The sequence below is a fragment of the Actinocatenispora comari genome (assembly GCF_017312725.1).
GTDB lineage: Bacteria > Actinomycetota > Actinomycetes > Mycobacteriales > Micromonosporaceae > Actinocatenispora > Actinocatenispora comari.
This window is the reverse complement of record NZ_BOPO01000128.1, coordinates 158726-177427: the sequence shown is the minus strand read 5'-3', so window position 1 is coordinate 177427 and position 18702 is coordinate 158726. Positions and strand designations below refer to the sequence as shown.

At 74.7% G+C, this 18702-nt stretch carries 19 protein-coding genes, 1 tRNA gene, 1 other RNA gene and 1 riboswitch; of the genes, 12 read left to right on the top strand and 9 right to left on the bottom strand.

The window, feature by feature from the left end; genetic code table 11:
- The first annotated feature begins 7 nt into the window (after positions 1–7).
- The 6 genes from NUM_RS31840 (at position 8) to NUM_RS31815 (ending at position 6248) form a co-directional block, all read left to right on the top strand.
- Positions 8–1006, top strand: coding sequence for an LLM class flavin-dependent oxidoreductase (locus tag NUM_RS31840; RefSeq protein ID WP_225918987.1), 999 nt, complete (start codon positions 8–10; stop codon positions 1004–1006).
- Positions 1007–1058: 52 nt separating this feature from the next.
- Positions 1059–1826 carry a response regulator transcription factor gene (locus tag NUM_RS31835; RefSeq protein WP_207128616.1) on the top strand — a complete coding sequence of 256 codons (768 nt, stop codon included), beginning with the start codon at positions 1059–1061 and terminating at the stop codon, positions 1824–1826.
- The gene (locus NUM_RS31830) at positions 1823–3040 is read left to right on the top strand and encodes a sensor histidine kinase (protein WP_207128615.1); all 1218 of its coding nucleotides are present in this window, start codon (positions 1823–1825) and stop codon (positions 3038–3040) included. Before NUM_RS31835 ends, NUM_RS31830 begins: the two co-directional genes overlap by 4 nt.
- A gap of 159 nt (positions 3041–3199) precedes the next feature.
- Positions 3200–3592, top strand: coding sequence for a hypothetical protein (locus NUM_RS31825; protein WP_207128614.1), 393 nt, complete (start codon positions 3200–3202; stop codon positions 3590–3592).
- The gene (locus NUM_RS31820) at positions 3592–4479 is read left to right on the top strand and encodes an ABC transporter ATP-binding protein (RefSeq protein ID WP_207128613.1); all 888 of its coding nucleotides are present in this window, start codon (positions 3592–3594) and stop codon (positions 4477–4479) included. The genes NUM_RS31825 and NUM_RS31820 overlap by 1 nt, the downstream gene beginning before the upstream one ends.
- A 50-nt stretch (positions 4480–4529) precedes the next feature.
- Positions 4530–6248 (top strand): ABC transporter permease, encoded by a 1719-nt coding sequence (locus NUM_RS31815; protein WP_207128612.1) that lies wholly within the window; start codon positions 4530–4532, stop codon positions 6246–6248.
- A gap of 33 nt (positions 6249–6281) precedes the next feature.
- Here the strand turns inward: NUM_RS31815 and NUM_RS31810 are convergent, their stop codons facing one another.
- The 4 genes from NUM_RS31810 to NUM_RS31795 all read right to left on the bottom strand — a co-directional run bounded on the left by NUM_RS31810 (position 6282) and on the right by NUM_RS31795 (position 9493).
- Positions 6282–7106: a DUF1206 domain-containing protein gene (locus NUM_RS31810; protein ID WP_207128611.1), complete on the bottom strand. Its 825-nt coding sequence runs from the start codon at positions 7104–7106 to the stop codon at positions 6282–6284.
- Positions 7103–8053, bottom strand: a complete 951-nt coding sequence (locus NUM_RS31805) for a diacylglycerol/lipid kinase family protein (protein WP_207128610.1) — start codon at positions 8051–8053, stop codon at positions 7103–7105. The genes NUM_RS31810 and NUM_RS31805 overlap by 4 nt, the downstream gene beginning before the upstream one ends.
- Positions 8054–8158: 105 nt before the next feature.
- Complete coding sequence (locus NUM_RS31800; RefSeq protein ID WP_157035057.1) at positions 8159–8323, bottom strand: hypothetical protein; 165 nt, start codon at positions 8321–8323, stop codon at positions 8159–8161.
- A 153-nt stretch (positions 8324–8476) separates the two neighbouring features.
- Positions 8477–9493, bottom strand: a complete 1017-nt coding sequence (locus tag NUM_RS31795) for a DNA polymerase IV (protein ID WP_207128609.1) — start codon at positions 9491–9493, stop codon at positions 8477–8479.
- Positions 9494–9541: 48 nt separating this feature from the next.
- On the opposite strand from NUM_RS31795, the gene NUM_RS31790 reads away from it, so the two are divergent.
- Positions 9542–9892 (top strand): MmcQ/YjbR family DNA-binding protein, encoded by a 351-nt coding sequence (locus tag NUM_RS31790; RefSeq protein WP_207128608.1) that lies wholly within the window; start codon positions 9542–9544, stop codon positions 9890–9892.
- A gap of 29 nt (positions 9893–9921) precedes the next feature.
- On the opposite strand, the gene NUM_RS31785 is transcribed toward NUM_RS31790, so the two are convergent.
- On the bottom strand, positions 9922–10593 hold the full coding sequence (locus NUM_RS31785) for a GNAT family N-acetyltransferase (protein ID WP_207128607.1): 672 nt from the start codon (positions 10591–10593) through the stop codon (positions 9922–9924).
- Between the two features lie 12 nt (positions 10594–10605).
- A riboswitch (SAM riboswitch) is annotated at positions 10606–10723 on the bottom strand.
- Positions 10724–11049: 326 nt separating this feature from the next.
- Positions 11050–11134, bottom strand: a tRNA-Ser gene (locus tag NUM_RS31780).
- Between the two features lie 100 nt (positions 11135–11234).
- On the opposite strand from NUM_RS31780, the gene ffs reads away from it, so the two are divergent.
- From ffs to NUM_RS31755, 5 genes are all read left to right on the top strand, one after another.
- Positions 11235–11329: signal recognition particle sRNA small type (gene ffs / locus NUM_RS31775), an RNA gene on the top strand.
- Between the two features lie 152 nt (positions 11330–11481).
- Positions 11482–14046 (top strand): DNA polymerase III subunit gamma and tau, encoded by a 2565-nt coding sequence (locus NUM_RS31770; protein ID WP_225918986.1) that lies wholly within the window; start codon positions 11482–11484, stop codon positions 14044–14046.
- Positions 14047–14369: 323 nt separating this feature from the next.
- Positions 14370–14714, top strand: a complete 345-nt coding sequence (locus NUM_RS31765; RefSeq protein ID WP_207128671.1) for a YbaB/EbfC family nucleoid-associated protein — start codon at positions 14370–14372, stop codon at positions 14712–14714.
- A 9-nt stretch (positions 14715–14723) separates the two neighbouring features.
- Positions 14724–15323, top strand: a complete 600-nt coding sequence (recR, locus tag NUM_RS31760) for a recombination mediator RecR (RefSeq protein WP_207128606.1) — start codon at positions 14724–14726, stop codon at positions 15321–15323.
- Between the two features lie 33 nt (positions 15324–15356).
- Entirely contained in the window at positions 15357–16370 is a 1014-nt protein-coding gene (locus tag NUM_RS31755) for an NADP-dependent oxidoreductase (protein ID WP_207128605.1), read from the top strand.
- Between the two features lie 153 nt (positions 16371–16523).
- Here the strand turns inward: NUM_RS31755 and NUM_RS31750 are convergent, their stop codons facing one another.
- The 3 genes from NUM_RS31750 to NUM_RS31740 are packed head-to-tail and all read right to left on the bottom strand — an operon-like array spanning position 16524 to position 18505.
- Positions 16524–16883 carry a MerR family transcriptional regulator gene (locus NUM_RS31750; RefSeq protein ID WP_207128604.1) on the bottom strand — a complete coding sequence of 120 codons (360 nt, stop codon included), beginning with the start codon at positions 16881–16883 and terminating at the stop codon, positions 16524–16526.
- Positions 16884–16941: 58 nt separating this feature from the next.
- A complete protein-coding gene (locus tag NUM_RS31745) occupies positions 16942–17793 on the bottom strand; it encodes an SDR family NAD(P)-dependent oxidoreductase (protein WP_207128603.1) in 852 nt (283 codons plus the stop codon).
- A 34-nt stretch (positions 17794–17827) separates the two neighbouring features.
- Positions 17828–18505, bottom strand: a complete 678-nt coding sequence (locus NUM_RS31740; protein WP_207128602.1) for a flavin reductase family protein — start codon at positions 18503–18505, stop codon at positions 17828–17830.
- Between the last annotated feature and the right edge of the window lie 197 nt (positions 18506–18702).

Here is an 18702-nt window from a genome sequence, read left to right as displayed (position 1 = left end):
CGTGGCTGTGTCTGACGAGGTGAAGCTGTCGGTGCTGGACCTGGCGCCGGTACCGGACGGATCGACGCCGGCCGACGCGTTGCGCAACAGCGTCGAGCTGGTCCGGCTGGCGGAACGGCTCGGTTACCACCGGTACTGGGTGGCCGAGCACCACAACATGCCGGGTATTGCGAGTTCGTCCCCGCCGGTGCTGATCGGGCACCTGGCGAGCGCGACGGAACGCATCCGGGTCGGGTCCGGCGGCGTGATGCTGCCCAACCACGCGCCGCTGGTGGTGGCCGAGCAGTTCGGCATGCTGTCCGCGCTGCACGACGGGCGGATCGACCTCGGCCTCGGCCGGGCGCCCGGTACCGACCAGGTCACCGCGCACGCGCTGCGGCGCGACGCGTCGCCCGCCGCCGACGAGTTCCCGCGGCAGCTCGGTGAGCTGATCGGCTTCCTGGACGGCGAGTTCCCGGACGACCACCCGTACGCTGCGATCACCGCGGTGCCCGGCAAGGGGTACCGGCCGCCGATCTGGCTGCTCGGCTCGTCCGGCTACTCGGCGCAGCTGGCCGGCGCGCTCGGCATGCCGTTCTCGTTCGCGCACCACTTCGCCGGCGACAACACGGTGCCGGCGGTCGAGCTGTACCGGTCGTCGTTCCGGCCGTCGCCGGACCTGGCCGAGCCGTACGTGATGCTCGGGGTGTCGGTGTTCTGCGCCGACACCGAGGACGAGGCGCGGCGGATGGCGAGTTCGCAGGAGCTGTCGTTCCTGCAGCTGCGCACCGGTCGGCCCGGCCCGCTGCCCAGCCCGGAGCAGGCGGCGAACCACCCGTACACGTCGCTGGACCGGCAGCTGATGGCACAGCGTGGCCAGCACACCGTCGTCGGCGACCCGAAGCAGGTGGCGGAGCAGCTGACCGAGCTGGTCGCCCGAACCGGCGCGCAGGAGCTGATGGTCACCACCCAGGCGTGGGACCACGCCGCCCGGCTGCACTCGTACGAGCTGGTCATCGCGCGCTGACCGGCGCATTCCGCGACGGGTCCCGGTACCGGACGTGGCAGCATGGCTTCGCGTGGGGATTCGGGTACTGATCGCGGACGACCAGGCCGCCGTGCGGCGCGGGCTGCGGCGCGTGCTGGACGGCGAGCCGGACATCGAGGTGGTCGGCGAGGCGCCGGACGGGCTCGCCGCGGTCGACGCGGCGGCGCGGCTGGCGCCGGACGTGGCCCTGGTCGACGTCCGGATGCCCGGGTTGGACGGCATCGAGGTCACCCGGCGGCTGGTCGCCGCGCCGCGCCCGGTGCGGGTGGTCGTGGTCACCACGTTCGACCTGGACGAGTACGTGTACCCGGCGCTGCGGCTCGGTGCGTCCGGATTCCTGCTGAAGCGGTCCGGGCCGGCGCTGCTGATCGAGGCGGTCCGGGCCGCGATGGCCGGGGACAGCCTGATCAGCCCGTCCGTGACGGTACGGCTGTTGCGACACGTCACCGGTGCCGACGGCCCCGCCGCGGGCGAGCGGCAGCTTCTCGGCGGCCCGGCCGGTGCGGGCACCCTCCGCGGTGGTCGGTCGGGAGGCGGCCCGGTGGGCGGCGGTGCGGGGCGGCGGGTGGCGCGCGGCGGTCCGCCGGGTGAGGCGTTGACCGAGCGGGAGATCGAGATCGCCGGGCAGGTCGCCGCCGGGAGGACCAACGCCGACATCGGGCGCGAGCTGTACATCTCGCCCGGCACGGTGAAGACGCACGTGGCGAGCATCCAGCGCAAGCTCGGGGTACGCAACCGGGTCGGGATCGCGCTGCACGCCTGGGAGATGGGCTACCCGTCGCCGCGGGACGTCCGGTGACCGACCCCGGTCGGCCGGTGCCGGCCGCCGGCGCCGCAGGGCGGTCGAGGAGCGAGGCCGCCGCCTGGCGTGGCCGGGTACGGCTCGCCGCGGGCGTCGCGCTCGCGGTCGTGCTGCTGCTCCCGGTACCGCTGGCGAAGACCGAGGCGGGTGCCGCGCTGCTCGTCGCGCTGCCCGCGGCGGCGGCCGGGTTCGTGGCGTTCGTCCGCTGGCGGGGCCGCTTCCTGGTCGGCGCGGTCGCGGTCGCCTGCGCCCTGTCGTACGCCGTCGACGCTGCGTACCGCGGCCCGCAGGACTACGCGGTGCTGTGGGCGCTGCCCGAGTACGCGGCGCTGCTGGTACTGGTCACCCGAACGATCCGGAGCGCGCCCGGCCGGGTGGCGGCACTGCTCGGGCCGGCGACCGCGCTGGCGGTGGTGTTGCTGCCGATCCGGGCGCTGCTGGCGCATCCGGCCAGCGCCGCGCTGGCCGTCGCGCTGCTGTGCGCGCTGTCGATGTTCCCGGCCGCCTGCGCCGCGGGGCTCGGCCTCCACCTGCGCCTGCTGGCCGTACGGCGGGCCCGCGCGGTCGACGATCTGCTCGCGGCGCAACGGTTGTCGGTTGCCGCCGATCTGCACGACTTCGTCGCCCACGAGCTGACCGGGATCGTGGTCGAGGTGCAGGCCGCGCAGTGGGAGCAGGCGTACCGGCCGGACCAGATGCGGGAGCTGCTCGGCCGGGTCGAGGCCGCCGGGGTGCGCGCGCTGGACTCGATGGACCGCACCGTCGCGTCGCTGCGCACCGGCACGCCACCGCGCCGGCTGTACCGGCTCGCCGACCTGACCGAGGTCACCGATCGGTTCGGTGCCACCCTGCGGCTGGACGAGGCGCTGGGTCCGGTCGCGGACAGCACCCAGCAGACCGGGTACCGGATCGTCGTCGAGGCGCTGACCAACGTGCGCCGGCACGCCGCCGCCGGCGCCCGGGCCACGGTGACCGTCGCCCCGTCCGGTACCGGCGCGATCGCGGTCACCGTCACCGACGCCGGCGGCCACCGGCGCCGCCGGCCGGGTGGCGTAGCCGGGCCGCGGACCGCGCCGGACGAAGCGGGGCGGTACGGGCGCGGCGGCACCGGGCTCGCCGGCCTGGCGGCCCGGGTGGACGCGCTCGGCGGCACGCTGCGCTGGGGGCCGCAGGGCGACGGCTGGCAGGTACACGCCGTGCTACCCCGCTGAGCCCCCCGCGATGTCGCGTGCCTTCCGCGACGGCATTGCCGTGCTGCCGTGGGCTGGTACGGGGTGCCGCGGGCGGGCGGATATCTGCCGAACGGCAGATGTGCCGCGCGCGGCGACGGCGGAGGCTGGCAGGAACCTGTCGCGTTCCTGGAGGTTCCGTTGCCGACAACCGTTGTCCCGCTTCGTTTCGCCGCGCTGCCGCTGATCGTCGCCGGCGTCCTGCTGACCGCCGGATGCACGATCGACGCCAAGGACGCGCGGCCGCAGCACCGGACGTTCCCGTTCTCCGGCAGCACGCTGAACGTGGTGGCGCACGGTACCCCGACCGACCTGGTGCCGGCCGACCGGCGGGACGTGCGGGTCACCCGGTGGTTCGTGCACAAGCCGGGCAGCAGCCCGCACGCGCACTGGCGGCTGACCGGGCACACGCTCGACATCGACGCCGGCTGCACCGGCCTCGCGCTGTGCGACGTACGGTTCCAGGTCGACGTCCCCCGTGGCGTCCGGGTGCTGCGGGACGGCCGTGCCACCAAGCTGACCGGCGGCCACTGATGCTCGAACTGCTCGGCGTGACCAAGGTGTACCGGGGTGGCCGGCGCGCGGTCGACGACGTGACGTTGCGGCTGGACACCGGCCTGATCGGGCTGCTCGGCCCGAACGGCGCCGGCAAGTCGAGCCTGATGCGCATCGCGGCGACCGTGACCAGGCCGAGCGCGGGTCGGATCCTGTTCCGCGGTCAGGACGTCGTGGCCCGGCCGGACGGGTTGCGCACCTCGCTCGGCTACCTGCCGCAGGACTTCACCGGCTACCCGAAGCTGTCGGCACGCGAGTTCCTGCGCTATGTGGCCGCCGCCAAAGGGCTGCGGGCCCGGCCGGCGCGGGCCCGGATCGACGAGCTGCTCGCCACCGTCAACCTCACCGAGGCGGCGCGGCGGCCGCTCGGCACGTACTCTGGTGGGATGCTGCGGCGGGTCGGCATCGCGCAGGCGCTGCTCGGCGACCCGGCGGTGCTGATCGTGGACGAGCCGACCGCCGGCCTGGACCCGCAGGAACGGGTCAGGTTCCGCAACCTGCTCAGCGAGCTCGCCACCGACCGGGTGGTGATCCTGTCCACCCACATCGTGTCCGACGTGGAGTCGGTGGCCCGGGACATCGCGATCCTGGCCGGCGGCCGGCTGCGCGCCCGCGGTACGCCGGAGGCGCTGATCGGCGCGGTCACCGGCCACGTGTGGACCGCCGTGGTGCCGGCCGAGGCGCTGCCCGAGGTCCAGGCCCGGTTCCGGGTCACGCGCACGACGCACCGCGCCGACGGGGTGCTCGTCCGGCTGCTGTGCCCGGTACGGCCGTTCGACGCGGCGACCGCGGTCGACCCGGACCTGGAGGATGCGTACCTGGAGGCGGTCGCCCGCGCCGAACCGGCCGCGGCGGTGACCCGGTGACGCCGCCCGGCTCGGTACCCGGTGGCGCGCCGGTCGGCGGTGCCACCGCCGTGCGAACGGGTGGTACGCGAGGCGCCGGTGCCACCGCCGCGCGACCGGGCCTGGGCGGGCTGCTCGCGGTGGCGGCCGCGGACTTCCGGGACCGGGTGCGTCGACCGGCCTTCCTGGTGACGCTCGCGGCGACCGTCGCGCTGGGCTGGCTGATCCTGCCCGGCGCCGACGCGCACTGGGCGGTGCTGCAGATCGGCGACTACCGTGGCCGCTACACCAGCGACTACGTCGGTCTCGCGACCGCGATGGGCGGCGCGCTGTGGCTGTCGTTCGCCGGTTTCTTCGTGGTGCGTGGCGGGATCGCGCGCGACGAGCGCACCGGGGTCGGCCGGCTGCTCGCCGCGACCCCGTTGCGTACCACCGGGTACCTGCTCGGCAAGTTGCTCAGCAACGTCATGGTGCTCGCCAGCATGCTCGGCGTGCTGGTCGTCACCGCTGTTGCACTGCAACAGATCCGGGGCGAGTCGCGCGCGATGGACCCGGTCGGCCTGCTGCTGCCGTACCTGGTGTTCGCGCTGCCGGTGCTGGTTCTCGTCGCCGCGCTCGCGCTGCTGACCGAGACGGTGCCGGTGCTGCGCGGCGGGATCGGCAACGTCGCCTGGTTCTTCGCCTGGATGGTGCTGCTGGTGGGCGGTCTGAGCGCGCACGCGCCGCTCGGCGGCCTGGGCTGGCAGCAACCGCTCGACTCGATCCGGGCCGATCTCGTCGCGCAGCACGCCCGGGTGCACGGCGACTTCAGCCTCGGTCTGACCTATGTGGACAGTCCGCTGCGGACCTTCGAGTGGCACGGCTTCGTACCGTCGGCCGGTTTCCTCGGTACCCGGGTGCTCCTCGTGATGATCGCGATCGTCCTGGTGCTGCTCCCGGCGTTCTGGTTCGCGCGCTTCGACCCGGCCCGGGTCCGTCCCCGCCGCGCCGCCGCGCCCGCAGGCGTCTCGCCCGCCGCGCCGTCCGGCGGCTTCCGGGGTGGCCCGGCGGTCCCCGCGGGCGTCGTGGCTGCCCTGGCGGTCCCCGCACCCGCCGGTGCCCGGCCCGCCACGGCCGCGGGGGGCCGGGCCGTCCCGGACGCCGCGGGTTCCGCCGCCGGGTTGCCGACGACGGCGGCCGCGGCGGGCGGCGTCGTGCTGCCCCGGCTGGTACTGGGTGAGCTGCGAATCCTGCTGGCCGGGGTGCGCTGGTGGTGGTGGCTGGTCGCCGCGGCGATCGTCGTGGCCGGCATCGCCGCCGGTACCGGCGGGATCCGGCTGACGCTGCCGATCGCCTGGCTGTGGCCGATCCTGCTCTGGTCCCGGCTCGGCAGCCGGGACGCCGAGCACGGCACCGACGGGCTGCTCGCCGCGCTGCCCCGGCCGTACCGGCGGCGGCTGGCGCAGTGGTGCGCCGGGCTCGCGGTGGCGGTGGCGACCGGTGCCGGGCCGCTGGCCGTACTGGTCGGGCACGGTGACGGGGTCGGCGTCGCGGCGTGGGCCGGCGGCGCGGTGTTCCTTCCCTCGCTGGCGCTCGCGCTCGGCTCGATCGGCCGCACCGCGCGGTTGTTCCCGGCGGTGTACCTGCCGCTGTGGTACACGATCGCGAACGGCCTGCCGCTGCTCGACGTCATGGGCGCGACCCGCGCGCCCGGCACCGCGGCACCGCTGCCGCCGGCGCTCGTCGCCGCGACCGGCCTGGTACTGCTGCTCGCGGCGCTCGCGGCCGCCCGGTGGCGACGCGCCCCCTGACGCCGCCGGTGACGTGCCGTCGTGCGGGATCGCTCAGCGTCGCTGGTAGCGGGCGCGGACGAAGCACAGCACGCCGAAGCAGCCGATCCCGAACGCCACCAGGCACAGCAGCACCCGGCCGTGCGGCTGGCCGGCCAGTACCCGCAGCGCCTGGTCCAGCCCGCGGCTGTGGTGCGGCTGGTAGGTGACCGCCGAGATGGTCAGCAGCACGCCGACGATGCCGTACGCGACGCCCTTGGCGACGTGCCCGACCGCGCCGATGGCGAGCACCGCGCGGCGGGCCCGGTGGCCCAGCCGGTCCAGTTGCATGGCGCGCTCGAACCGGCGGAGCAGGCCGTAGCAGAGCATGCCGATGCCGAGCGCGACCACCCCGACGCCGATCGCGCCGACCAGGAACCGGCCGCCCGGCAGGCTCAGCGCGGTCGACGTCGCCCGCTGCTCGCTGTGCCCGCTGGACGGCGCGCGGTCGGACAGCACCGTTCGCGCCGTGGTCGCGGTCAGCGCGGCGAAGCAGATCGCCTGCGCGATCGACGTCAGCCGCCGCTTCGTGCCGGGATGGTCACCGTGGCCGGGTTCGCCCCAGACAGCCTCGGCGAGCCGCCACAGGGTCAGCAGCAGCAGCCCCACGGTGAGGATCGCGAGCAGTACCCGGCCGAACGCGGCGCCGGCCAGGGTGGCGAGCGCGCCGCCGGCGTCGGCCGACCGGCCCGAGCCGCCGAACGCGATCTGCACCGCGAGCCAGGCGACCAGCAGGTGGATCGCCCCGTACGCGGCGTAGCCCGCCCGGCCGACGCGGCGCATCAGCACCTGACGGTGGTGGGTGGGCGCGTGCCGCCACGGCCACCGGATCGCGGTCACCGTCGCACCTCCGCCTCCGTACCCGGGCCAGCTTCGCCGGCGGCTTCGGCCGCCGGCTGCCGGCCCGTCGCGCGGTCGGCCGGCACGAACAGGCGCCAGGCGCCCGGGAGTACCCGCCAGGACCGGCTGACGGTCGGCGCGGAGAGCTCGCCGTCCGCGTTGACCCGGAAGGACTCGCCGGCCACCAGCACCCGGTCCGCCGGGCCGTGGATGACGTCGAGCGAGTCGACGTGCCGGCCGCGCAGCAGCCGCAGGGCGTAACCGATCCGCGCGATCGGCCCGGTCGCCTGCGAGATCGTCACGTGCATCCGGCCGTCGTGCACGGACGCGTCCGGGCTGAGCAGTGCGCTGCCGCCGGCGATCGTCGGCGCGTTGGAGACCGCCACCATCAGGTTGCGGTGCCGCGGATGCGTGACCGTACGACCGTCGATGACCACGGTCAGCCGCTTGCCGGGCCGGACCAGACCGGCGATCATCGCACCGATCGGGAAGGCGGCCGGGCCCACGTGCGGCTTGAGCGGGCGGGCGCTGTCCGCGGCGTCGGCGCCGACCCCGACGTGCGCCGCGTTCACCACGACGTCGCCGGTGTCGTCCACGATCAGGTCGGTGGTACGGGTGGCGCCGTCCCGGACGACGCCGGCCGCCGCCGTGACGTCCAGCGGGATCCCGCTGCCGCGGGCGAAGTCGTTGCCGGTACCGAGCGGGAGCAGCCCGACACGCCGCCGGCCGAGCTCGTCCCGCCGGTACAGCGCGCGGAGCAGGGCGTGCAGCGATCCGTCGCCCCCGGCGACGATCACGTCCTCGTCGGTGTGTTCGGCCAGGATCGGGTCGAGCCCGGTACCGGCCGAGACCGCGACCCGGGTGACCGGCGTACCGATGATCTTCTCGCCGGTCGCGATCGACTCGGCGTCGCTGGTACCGGCGTCCTCGTTGTGGAGCAACAGCATGGGTGCCTCCGGGGGTGGTGCGGCCGCCGGGTGACGCCGGCGGGCCCGGCACCGGCGCCTGGGTACGCCGTCGATGCCGGCTGGGGAGGGGCGGTGCGCGGCGGATCAGAACAGCGCAGCGAGCTTGCTCACCAACATCGTCGCCACCAGGCAGGCGATGCCGAGCCACTCCCAGCGGACCTTGCGGGTTCGCCGATGGCTGTAGCTGATCCCGCCCAGCACCAGGAACAGGACCGATGCGATCAACAGCACGACATTGAGTGTCTGCATGCCAGAGCCATACCCATTCGGGCCGCTTCGCATGCCACGACCACCGACCGTAGCTCCACAATGGACAGTGGGCCGACGCGTGCCGGCACCGCTTTCCCCGTCGTACCAACGGAAGCGCCGGCGCCGTCCCCCTGACGCGTCGACCGCGGCGGATCAGCGCGGGAACTCCGCGCGTACGCCGAGGAGCCGGACCGGGCGGTCGGCGGCGAAGTCGTCGAGGGCGGCGAGCGCCGCCGTTTCGATCCGGTCGGCGTCGGTCGTCGGCTCGGCCAGGGAGTGCCCGTGGGCGTGCGTGTGGAACGGGGCGTACCGCACCTTCACCACCACCCGCGCCACCCGCAACTCGGCGGCGTCGGCGGCGACCAGCCGGGCCAGCCGGGCCACCTCCCGCCGCACCTGCGCCCAGTCGGCCAGATCCTCCTGGTACGTGGTTTCCCGGCTGCGGGACCGCGGCACGTGCGGCGCGTCGGTCACCGTGCCGTCGTCCGCCCCGCGGGCCAGCCGTACCAGCCACGGCCCGGTCGCCGGGCCGAACGCGTCCGCGAGCGTGCCCGGGTCGGTACCGGCCAGCCCCGCCACCGTCGTGATCCCGAGCGCCGCCAACCGTTTCGCCGTCTTCGCACCGATGCCCCACAGCGCGTCCGGCGGCCGGTCGCCGAGCAGGCCGTACCAGGTGTCGGGGGTGATGGTGAAGATCCCGGCGGGCTTGCCGAAGCCGGTGGCGAGCTTGGCCTGGATCCGGTTGGTACCGATGCCGACGGTGCAGTCCAGCGCGGTCGCCGCGCGCACCCGGCGCTGGATCTCGGTGGCGACCGCGGCCGGGTCGTCGGTGTCCACGGCGAGGAACGCCTCGTCCCAGCCGAGCACCTGGACGATCGCGTCGAAGCCGCGCAGCGTGGCCATCACCGTCGCCGAGGCCGCCTCGTACGCCTCCCGGTCGACCGGCAGGAACACCGCGTCCGGGCACAGCCGTGCCGCGGTGCGCAACGGCTGCCCGGAGTGCACGCCGTACCGCCGGGCCTGGTACGACGCGGTGCTCACCACGCCGCGCCGGCTCGGGTCGCCGTCGCCGCCGACCACCACCGGCAGTCCGCGCAGCTCCGGTCGACGCAGGATCTCCACCGCCGCGACGAACTGGTCCAGGTCGACGTGCAGTACCCAGCGGGCCACGCACCATTCTCCCGCGAAACTGTCGGTCCCCGGGCGTAGACCGGACGCATGGTCACCGTCGACGACGTGCGCAGCTGGGCCACCCGGCTGCCTCGCACCACCGAGGCCCTGGTGTACGACCGGGTCAAGTTCCGGGTCGGCCGCATCGTCTACGCGGCGCTGTCCCGGGACGAGACGATCATGGGCTTCGGCTACCCGAAGGACGAACGGGACGCGCTGGTCGCCGGCGAGCCGGAGAAGTTCCTGCCGCCGCTGCCGTCCGACGAGCGGTTCAACTGGGTGCGGGTGCGGCTGGCCGCCGTCGACGTGCCCGAGATGCGCGAACTGGTCCTCGACGCCTGGCTGATGTGCGTCCCCAAGAAGATCGCCGCGATCCACCCACCCCTGCACGCCCCGTAGCTCGGTCGCCACCTCGGGCTCGGGTGGCGTCAGCGCGCGGGGCGGGCGGCCAGGCGGGCGGTGAGGCGGGCGCGGCAGTCGGGCCACTCGGCCGCGATGATGGAGAAGATGGCCGAGTCGCGCAGCCGACCGTCCTCGCCCGGCGCCCACGACCGCGACCAGCTCCGCAGCACGCCCTCGAACCGGCCGCCGACGCTCTCGATGGCGCGCCGCGACCGGGTGTTGCGGGCATCGGTCTTCAGGTCGAGCCGGGCCACCTGCCACCGCGTGAACGCGTGCTCGAACAGCAGCAGCTTCGCCTCGGTGTTGATGCCCGTGCCCTGCGCCGAGCCGGCCAGCCAGGTGAAGCCGACCTCGATCGCGCACAACCCGGTGCCGTCCGGCCACGGCCGCGGATCCCAGTACGCGGTGGCCCCGACGATCCGCCCGGTCGCCACGTCGATCTGCACGTACGGGGCGAGCCGGCCGGCCGCGGCCCGCGCCAGCTGCGCCGCCACGTACCCCTCGACCTCGTCGGCCCGTGGCACCCAGGTGTAGGAGTACCGGCTGCGGTCCTGCTCGGCGGCCTCGGCCAGCCCCTCGACGTGGCGGTGGCTCATCGGTTCCAGCCGGACCCGTTCACCGACGAGCTCCGGGCCGACGAGCCGGAACTCCGGCACGGCCGAGGTCGGGCGGGACGAGGTCTCGTTCGGGTACGGCACGGTTGCCTCCGGTCGCGCGGCTTGCCCGGCACACCGCGTGCTGGACCCGGTCATCACCCGGGGCACCCCACCCGCGTCCTGCGAGGGTTGCCGGCCAGCAAGCCGGGGCTTCGCACTGGCACTCACGACCGCGGCAGACAACCTAGCACCGGCCCGCCGTGCCGATCCGCCGGATTTCCGGCCCGCGGACGCGGTCAGCCGCCCGCGGCGTGCAACTCGCGCGCGTGCGCTCGGACGGGTGGAGGAGCCGGTCGGGGAGCACCTGGAGTCCGTCGTCGGGAATCGGCGACAGGTTGTGGACGTAGCCGCACCGGCAGGCGAGTTTCGGCATTCGACCAGTTCCGGCGCGCAACTCCCGGTGCGCCCGCCTTTTCCGGTGCCCCGCCATCGCCGGCCGGACGACGCCGGGCCGGCGCCCCGAGGGGTGCCGGCCCGGCGTTTTGCCTGTTCAGGCGGCGGAGGATACGAGATTCGAACTCGTGAGGGTGTGAACCCAACACGCTTTCCAAGCGTGCGCCCTAGGCCACTAGGCGAATCCTCCGCGGGACACGATACCGGCCCGCGCGGGGAGGTATCCAGCCGGTACCGCCGGGCGCCGCATGCGGGTGGGTTCGGCCGCCGCGTGCCCTGTACAGTAGTCGCCAGCCCCTCGTGCGGCGTGCATCTCGTCAACTCCCCCAGGGCCGGAAGGCAGCAAGGGTACGCGAGCTCTCACGGGTGCACGGGGGGCCCTTTCGTGCCCGCATCCGGCCGCTCCGAGCCGCCGTGTCGGGTGTCGCACCGCCCACCGTCACCCACCCGGCCGCGCCGGGCGGATGGTGTCGGTCGGCTGACCTAGACTTCGGCTCCGGGGCCACCAGTGGGTCTCGGAGAGGGGGCGAGACGCCGGTGCCGAACATCGCGTTGTACCGGAAGTATCGGCCGCGCACCTTCGCCGAGGTGTTCGGCCAGGAGCAGGTCACCGAGCCGCTGATGGCGGCGTTGCGCAACGACAAGCTCAACCACGCCTACCTGTTCAGCGGGCCGCGCGGCTGCGGCAAGACGTCCAGCGCCCGGATCCTGGCCCGCTCGGTGAACTGCGCGAAGGGGCCGACGCCGGAGCCGTGCGGCGAGTGCGACTCGTGCCGGGCACTCGCGCCGGACGGGCCGGGTTCGATCGACGTGATCGAGATCGACGCGGCCAGTCACGGCGGCGTCGACGACGCCCGCGAGCTGCGCGAGAAGGCGTTCTTCGCCCCGGTCAACAGCCGCTACAAGGTGTACGTGATCGACGAGGCGCACATGGTCTCGTCGGCCGGGTTCAACGCGCTGCTCAAGCTGGTCGAGGAACCACCCGAATACGTGATGTTCGTGTTCGCGACCACCGAACCGGACAAGGTTCTCGGCACGATCAAGTCGCGTACCCACCATTACCCGTTCCGGCTGGTGCCGCCCGGGGTGATGCGCGAGCACCTGGAGCTGATCTGCGCCAAGGAGGGCGTCAAGGTCGATCCGGCGGTGTTTCCGCTGGTCGTGCGCGCGGGCGGCGGCTCGGTCCGGGACGCCCAGTCGATCATGGATCAGCTGCTCGCCGGCGCCGACGAGTCCGGGGTGAGCTATCCGCGGGCGGTCGCGCTGCTCGGCGTGACCGACGTGGAGCTGATCGACGCCGCCGTCGACGCGCTGGCCACCTCGGACGGTGCCGGGCTGTTCGGCGCGGTCGACCGGGTCGTCGAGGCCGGCCACGATCCCCGCCGGTTCGCTTCCGACCTGCTGGAACGGCTGCGCGATCTGATCGTGCTCAACCAGGTGCCGGACGCCGCCGGCAAGGGCCTGCTCGCGGTTCCACCGGACGAGGTGGACCGGCTCACCGCGCAGGCGCAGCGGCTCGGCCCGGCCACGCTGTCCCGGATGGCCGACATCCTGCACGAGGGCCTGGCCTCGATGCGCGGTGCCACCTCGCCCCGGCTGGTGCTGGAGGTGCTCTGCGCCCGGATGCTGCTGCCCGCCGGCGACAGCACCGCCGACCTGCTGCAACGGCTGGAGACGCTGGAGCACCGGATCGCCGCCGGCGGCGCGGTGCCGATCGTCGCCGCACCGCCCGCACCGCTTGCACCGGCCGCGCCGGCTGCACCCGCCGCACCGGCCGCGCCGAGCCCGGCCTCCCCGGCCGGTTCGAACTCGGCCTCCTCGGCAACCGGTTCGAGTGCGGCCGCCCCGGCTGGGTCGAGCGCCGCCCCGGCCGCGACGGCGTCGGTGCCGGCGCAGGCCGCAGGACCTGCGTCCAGCGTGGCCGCGCCGTCCGCGCCGGTGCCTGCGCCCGCCCCGGCGGCCGAGCCCGTGCCGGTCGCGGCGGAGCCGGTCTCGGCGCCACCTGCGCCGGCGCCACCTGCGCCGGCGGCGCCGGCGGCCGGCGGTGCCGCTGCCGCCCCGGCCGCGTCCGGTGACGTGGACCTGGCCACCGTCGAGACGCACTGGAGCGCGGTGCTGGCGGAGGTGAAGCGGCGGCGCCAGATGGTGTGGGCGATCCTCGGGCAGAACGCCGGGCCGTACGCGCTGGACGGCGACACCCTGGTCCTCAAGGCGCGCAACGCCGGCACCGCGGCGCGGCTCAACGACGACAACCTGGCGTCGGTGATCCAGGACGCGGTGCACGCCGTACTGCATCGCCGGTTGCGGATTCGCTGCGAGGCGAACCCGGCGGCGTCGAGCCGGCCGGCGCCGCCCAGCAGCGCCCCGCCGGCCGCCACGCCGCCGGCCGCAGCCCCGCCGACCGCCGCCCCGCCGGCTCCGGCCGCGCCGCCGCCGGCCCCGTCCGGTTCGTCGGCGCCGGCCGCGAACGACGCCGGTGGCTGGCCGGAGATCGCTCGCCCGGGTGGCTCCGCCGCTGCGCCGCCCGAGAGCGGTGCCGGTGGTGGTGCCGGTCCCGCGGGTGGCGGCGGTGCCGCGGCGGAACCGTCCGGGAACGGTACGGGACCGACCGGTGCCGCATCGACCGGTGCCGCGCCGGGCGGTTCGGCCCCGACCGGATCGGTAGCGGCCCCGGCCGGGCTCGGTGCGGTCGCCGGAAGCGCGCCGGTCGCGAGTGCCGGCTCGCCGACGGGCGGGTTCGCTCCCGGCGCGCCCGGAAGCGGCAGCACGCGGCCGGACGGCGCGGTGGCGACCATGCCGCGGCCGGCCAGCGCGCCGGACTGGCTGCCGGACGGGCCGACCGACTTCTCGCCGGACGATCCGGTACCGGCCAGCATGGGTGGCGCGGGTCCGACCGCTGGCGGTGCGGCGACCGCGGTGGCCCCGGCGCCGGCCCGGCCGGCCGGCCCGAGCACGGCGGCGCCGGCGCTCGATGGGTTCGCGCCCGGCGACGAGCCGACCGACGAGCCGTTCGACCCGGCCAGCGCGCCCAAGCCGGTCAGCGTCGAGGACCGGGCGGTGTCGCTGCTGGTACAGAAGCTCGGCGCGGAACAGATCGACTAGGGCGAGAACCTCCGGCCCAGCGGGCCGAGCTCCAGGCGACAGCGTGCGGAGGGCAGCTCGAGTGCTGGGCTACAGGCGACGCCGCGACGCCGCGACGCCGCGACGTCGAGATGGCCGGCCGGCAGCGAGCGGGCAGTGGTCCTTGCGACCCGAGAGCGGGCGACCGGAGCCGGCGCGCGGGCTCTGGCACGGGGCTGCCGGTGCGTGCCGGGTGGCGGGCGGTGCGTGCTGGCGGGAGCGGGCGGCGCGGGTGGTGCTGCGTTGCGCCGGCTACGCTCGGCAGGGACAGACCGCAGAGCCGACAACTTCGAGGAGTCGCCGTGATGCCGGGTGGCGGGCAGCCGAACCTTCAGGAACTGCTCAAGCAAGCACAAAAGATGCAGGAGCAGCTGGCTTCGGCGCAGGAGGAGTTGGCGGACACCGAGGTCAAGGGCAGCGCCGGTGGCGGCCTGGTGACCGCGACGGTGACCGGAAGCGCCGAGTTGCGCAGCATCGAGATCGACCCGAAGGTGGTCGATCCGGAGGACATCGAGACCCTGCAGGACCTGATCGTCGCGGCGGTGCGCAGCGCCACCGAGGAGGCGCGCAAGGTGCAGCAGGAGAAGATGGGTCCGATCGCGGGCGGCCTCGGCGGGATGGCCGGTGGCATGCCCGGTCTGGGCTTCTAGGACCGCCCGGTGTACGAGGGCGCCATCCAGGATCTGATCGACGAGCTCGGGCGGTTGCCCGGGGTCGGTCCGAAGAGCGCGCAGCGCATCGCGTTCCACGTGCTCGCCGCCGACCGGGAGGACGTCACCCGGCTGTCGGCGGCGCTGACCCGGGTCAAGGACCAGGTGCGGTTCTGCCGCACCTGCTTCAACGTGGCCGAGGCCGACGAGTGCCGGATCTGCCGGGACGCGCGGCGCACCGACGAGGTGCTGTGCGTGGTGGAGGAGCCCAAGGACGTCGTCGCGATCGAGCGCACCGGTGAGTTCCGCGGCCGGTACCACGTGCTCGGCGGGGCGATCAACCCGCTGGAGGGCGTCGGCCCGGACAACCTGCGGATCCGGGAGCTGATGACCCGGTTGCAGTCGGGGGCGGTGACCGAGCTGATCCTCGCCACCGACCCGAACACCGAGGGCGAGGCGACCGCGACGTACCTCGCGCTGCTGGTGAAGCCGATGGGGATCGCGGTGACGCGCATCGCGTCCGGGCTGCCGGTCGGCGGCGATCTGGAGTACGCGGACGAGATCACGCTGGGGCGGGCGTTCGAGGGGCGCCGCTCCGTCGACGTCTGAGCCACGGCGCCGGGAGCGCAATAGCCTGGTGGCATGACAGCTGGGCGGGAGATCAGGTTGGCGGCGCGGCCGGACGGCTGGCCCACCGCGGAGACGTTCGAACTGGCCACGGTCGAGGTGCCGGCGCCGGCCGACGGGCAGGTGTTGGTGCGCAACACGCTGATGTCGGTCGACCCGTACATGCGGGGCCGGATGAACGACGTCGAGTCGTACGTGGCGCCGTTCGAGGTGGGGAAGGCGCTGGAGGGCGGCGCGATCGGCGAGGTCGTCGAGTCGCGCTCGCCGCGGTGGTCGGTGGGCGACACGGTGCTGCACGGCCTCGGCTGGCGTGACTACGCGCTGCTCGACGCCGATCATGCGGTGCGGGTCGACCCGGCCGCGGCGCCGGTCTCCACCTACCTGGGCATCCTCGGCATGACCGGGCTGACCGCGTACGCGGGGCTGGTCGGGGTGGCGCGGCTCCGGCCGGGCGAGACGGTGTTCGTGTCCGGCGCGGCCGGTGCGGTCGGCAGCGCGGTGGGCCAGTTCGCCCGGCTGCTCGGGGCCGGCCGGGTCGTCGGTTCGGCCGGGTCGGCGGAGAAGGTCCGCTACCTGACCGACGAGCTGGGCTTCGACGCCGCGTTCGACTACCACGACGGGCCGGTGGCGCGGCAGCTGCGGGCGGCCGCGCCGGACGGCATCGACGTGTACTTCGACAACGTGGGCGGCGAGCACCTGGAGGCCGCGATCGGGTCGATGAACCGGTTCGGGCGGGCCGCGATCTGCGGAATGATCTCCGGGTACAACGACACCGAGCCGGCCGCCGCGCCGCGCAACCTGGCCCGGTTGATCGGCTGGCGGCTGACCCTGCGCGGGTTCCTCGTCCGCGACCACGGCGACCTGCGCGGCGAGTTCGTCGAGCGGGCCGGTGGCTGGTTGGCCGGCGGCGAGCTGTCCTACCGGGAGACCTTCGCCGACGGCCTGACCAACGCGCCGGCGGCGTTTCTGGACATGATGCGCGGCGGCAACATCGGCAAGATGCTGGTGCGCCTGTCCACAACGGACTGACGCCGACCGGCTTTCCGGCTCGGCCGGGCCCGGCCGGCTGCAACGGCGCCGGCACGGTGACCCGGTTCCGACAGGCGGGCGGGCAGCTCCGGCGCCGCAGCTGCGTCCCGGCTCCGACAGCCGGCAGCAACGGCGCCGTGCTGTTCGGCCCCGTCAGGCGGACCGGGCCGGTTCGGCGGCGTGGTCGAGCAGGCCGGCCAGCCGGTCCCGGAGCACCGTGAGCGCATCCAGCTCCCGCTGTACGGCGGCGAGCTTGCGGGCGATCGTCGGCGCGCTGGCCGGGCACACCGCGGTCAGGTCACCGTCCAGGCAGGGCAGGAAGTCGGCGATCTCGGCCAGGGTGAAGCCCGCCGCCTGCAGCCGCCGGATGTTCGCCACCTTCCGGGTGGCCGCCGCGCCGTAGTGCCGGTAGCCGTTCGACCCGCGGTCGGCGGTCAGCAGGCCGTGCGACTCGTACAGCCGCAGGGCACGCCGGGTCGCGCCGGTCTGCCGGGCCAGTTCTCCGATGCGCACCGCACTCCCCCTCGACAGCCCCGTCCGGGGCCCGTGACCGTGGCGGCGGTCACCGCCGTCAGAACGTACCCGCATGGTTGAGGCCGCCGTCGACCCGCAGCACCTGGCCGGTCAGGTAGCTCGCCTCCGGTCGCGCCATCGCGACGATCCACCACGCTATCTCGGCCGGCTCGGCGATCCGGCCGAGCGGGATCCGCTCGATCGCGCGCGGCGCCTCGGCGGCGATGCGGTCGGCGCTGAACCCGGCGTGTGCCAGTACCGGGGTGGCGGTGATGCCCGGCGCGACCGACACCACCCGGATGCCGCGCCCGGCGAGTTCGGCGGCCCAGGTGTAGGTGAGGAAGTCGAGCGCCACCTTCGTCGAGCCGTACACCGAGTTGCCCGGCCAGCCGTGATGCGGGCCGTTCGACGTGACGTTGACGATCACCGCGCCGGACGCCAGGTGCGGAAGTGCGTGCTGGGTCAGGAAGACCGGGCCGAGCAGGTTCGTGTCGAGTTCGGCCTCGGCGGCGCGCCGGTCGATCTCGCCGAGCCGCGCCGGCCGGACGATCGCGGCGTTGTTGACCAGCACGTCGATGCGCCCCAGCCGGTCGACCGCGGCGTCGACGATCGCCGCCGGCCCGTCCGGTGCGGCCACGTCCGCGACCACGGTACGCATCCCGGGCATGCCGTCCGCGGTCTCGGCCAGGGTGCGTTCGGTGCGCCCGGTGATGAGCACCTCGGCGCCCTCGGCGGCGAACAGCCGGGCGGTGGCCCGGCCGATGCCGGTACCGCCGCCGGTGACGACGACCGCCTTGCCGGCCAGGGGTTTCCCGGCTGGCGCGGCGCCTTCGAGTGGTGCCCCGCCGGGTGCGGTGCCCCCGTCGGAAGGCTCGTCGGGTAGCTGCCGGAGTGCCGCGCGTTCGCTCATGCGGCGACCGTAGACCCTGACCCGCACGTCAAGGTCAAGTCGCGACGGGGACGTACTCGCTGTCCCGGTAGAGCTGCTCGGGGATGGTGGCGAGGCGGGACGAGCGGGCCCGCGGCCCCCGCCGGTACAGCTGCTGGAAGCTCATGATCAGCGGCCGCCAGGCGTCGGGGTCGACGTGGTCGGGCCGGTCGGTGGCGCGGATCTCGTCGTGTACCCAGACCCGGCGGACCACCACCTCGAACGCCACGATCGCGCCGCGCTCCTGCTCGTTGTCGTCCGCGATCGGGTGCGCCGTGGCGAGCGTCGCCTCCATGGCGACGGGGCACTCGGCGACGCGTGGTGGCGCAACGGTTTCCGACGGTACCGGCGTGAGCCCCGCGGCGCCGAACTTGTCCGGCTGGTACCGGTAGCCGCGCGTGGCCTTGCCCGCCGACAGGCACGGGTTGCCGGTGGTGAGGGCGAGCCGGTCGACCGCGTCGGCCTGCTCGTCGGACGGCAGGTTCAGCACGCACTCCCCGGTACGGCGCAGGTTTCGAGCGGTCTGCGAGCCGGCGCCGAGGCCGAGCACGCCGCGCCAGCCGAGCCAGAACGCCGACGACATCGGGGCGAGATTGGCCGTACCGTCCGGGTTCTCGGTGGACAGCAGGACGACCGGGGTGCCCCAGTACAGGATGCTCGGGGCGATCGGCGTGTGGTGGTTCTCGTACTCCATGTCGCCAGTCTGCGGCCGGCGGCCGCGGCTTGGCTGGCGGAAATCGGCCGCGGCGTTGCCGGTCGACGGAGCGAGCGAATCGGCCGTACGGCGAGCAGTCCGCCGATGCGCACGGGCCGTCGATCGGGCCGGCGGTCCGGGGTCGGGATCGCCGCGGCGCGCCGGATCGGGCGGTCGTGGCCGGTGAATTACCGATG

What these genes read in the sequence shown, in the direction of transcription:
- NUM_RS31820 (WP_207128613.1), top strand. Translation starts at nt 3,592, where the DNA reads ATGCTCGAACTGCTCGGCGTGACCAAGGTGTACCGGGGTGGCCGGCGC.
- NUM_RS31805 (WP_207128610.1), bottom strand. Translation starts at nt 8,053, where the DNA reads ATGCTGTTGCTCCACAACGAGGACGCCGGTACCAGCGACGCCGAGTCG.
- NUM_RS31800 (WP_157035057.1), bottom strand. Translation starts at nt 8,323, where the DNA reads ATGCAGACACTCAATGTCGTGCTGTTGATCGCATCGGTCCTGTTCCTG.
- NUM_RS31790 (WP_207128608.1), top strand. Translation starts at nt 9,542, where the DNA reads ATGGTCACCGTCGACGACGTGCGCAGCTGGGCCACCCGGCTGCCTCGC.
- NUM_RS31765 (WP_207128671.1), top strand. Translation starts at nt 14,370, where the DNA reads ATGCCGGGTGGCGGGCAGCCGAACCTTCAGGAACTGCTCAAGCAAGCA.
- NUM_RS31755 (WP_207128605.1), top strand. Translation starts at nt 15,357, where the DNA reads ATGACAGCTGGGCGGGAGATCAGGTTGGCGGCGCGGCCGGACGGCTGG.
- NUM_RS31745 (WP_207128603.1), bottom strand. Translation starts at nt 17,793, where the DNA reads ATGAGCGAACGCGCGGCACTCCGGCAGCTACCCGACGAGCCTTCCGAC.
- NUM_RS31740 (WP_207128602.1), bottom strand. Translation starts at nt 18,505, where the DNA reads ATGGAGTACGAGAACCACCACACGCCGATCGCCCCGAGCATCCTGTAC.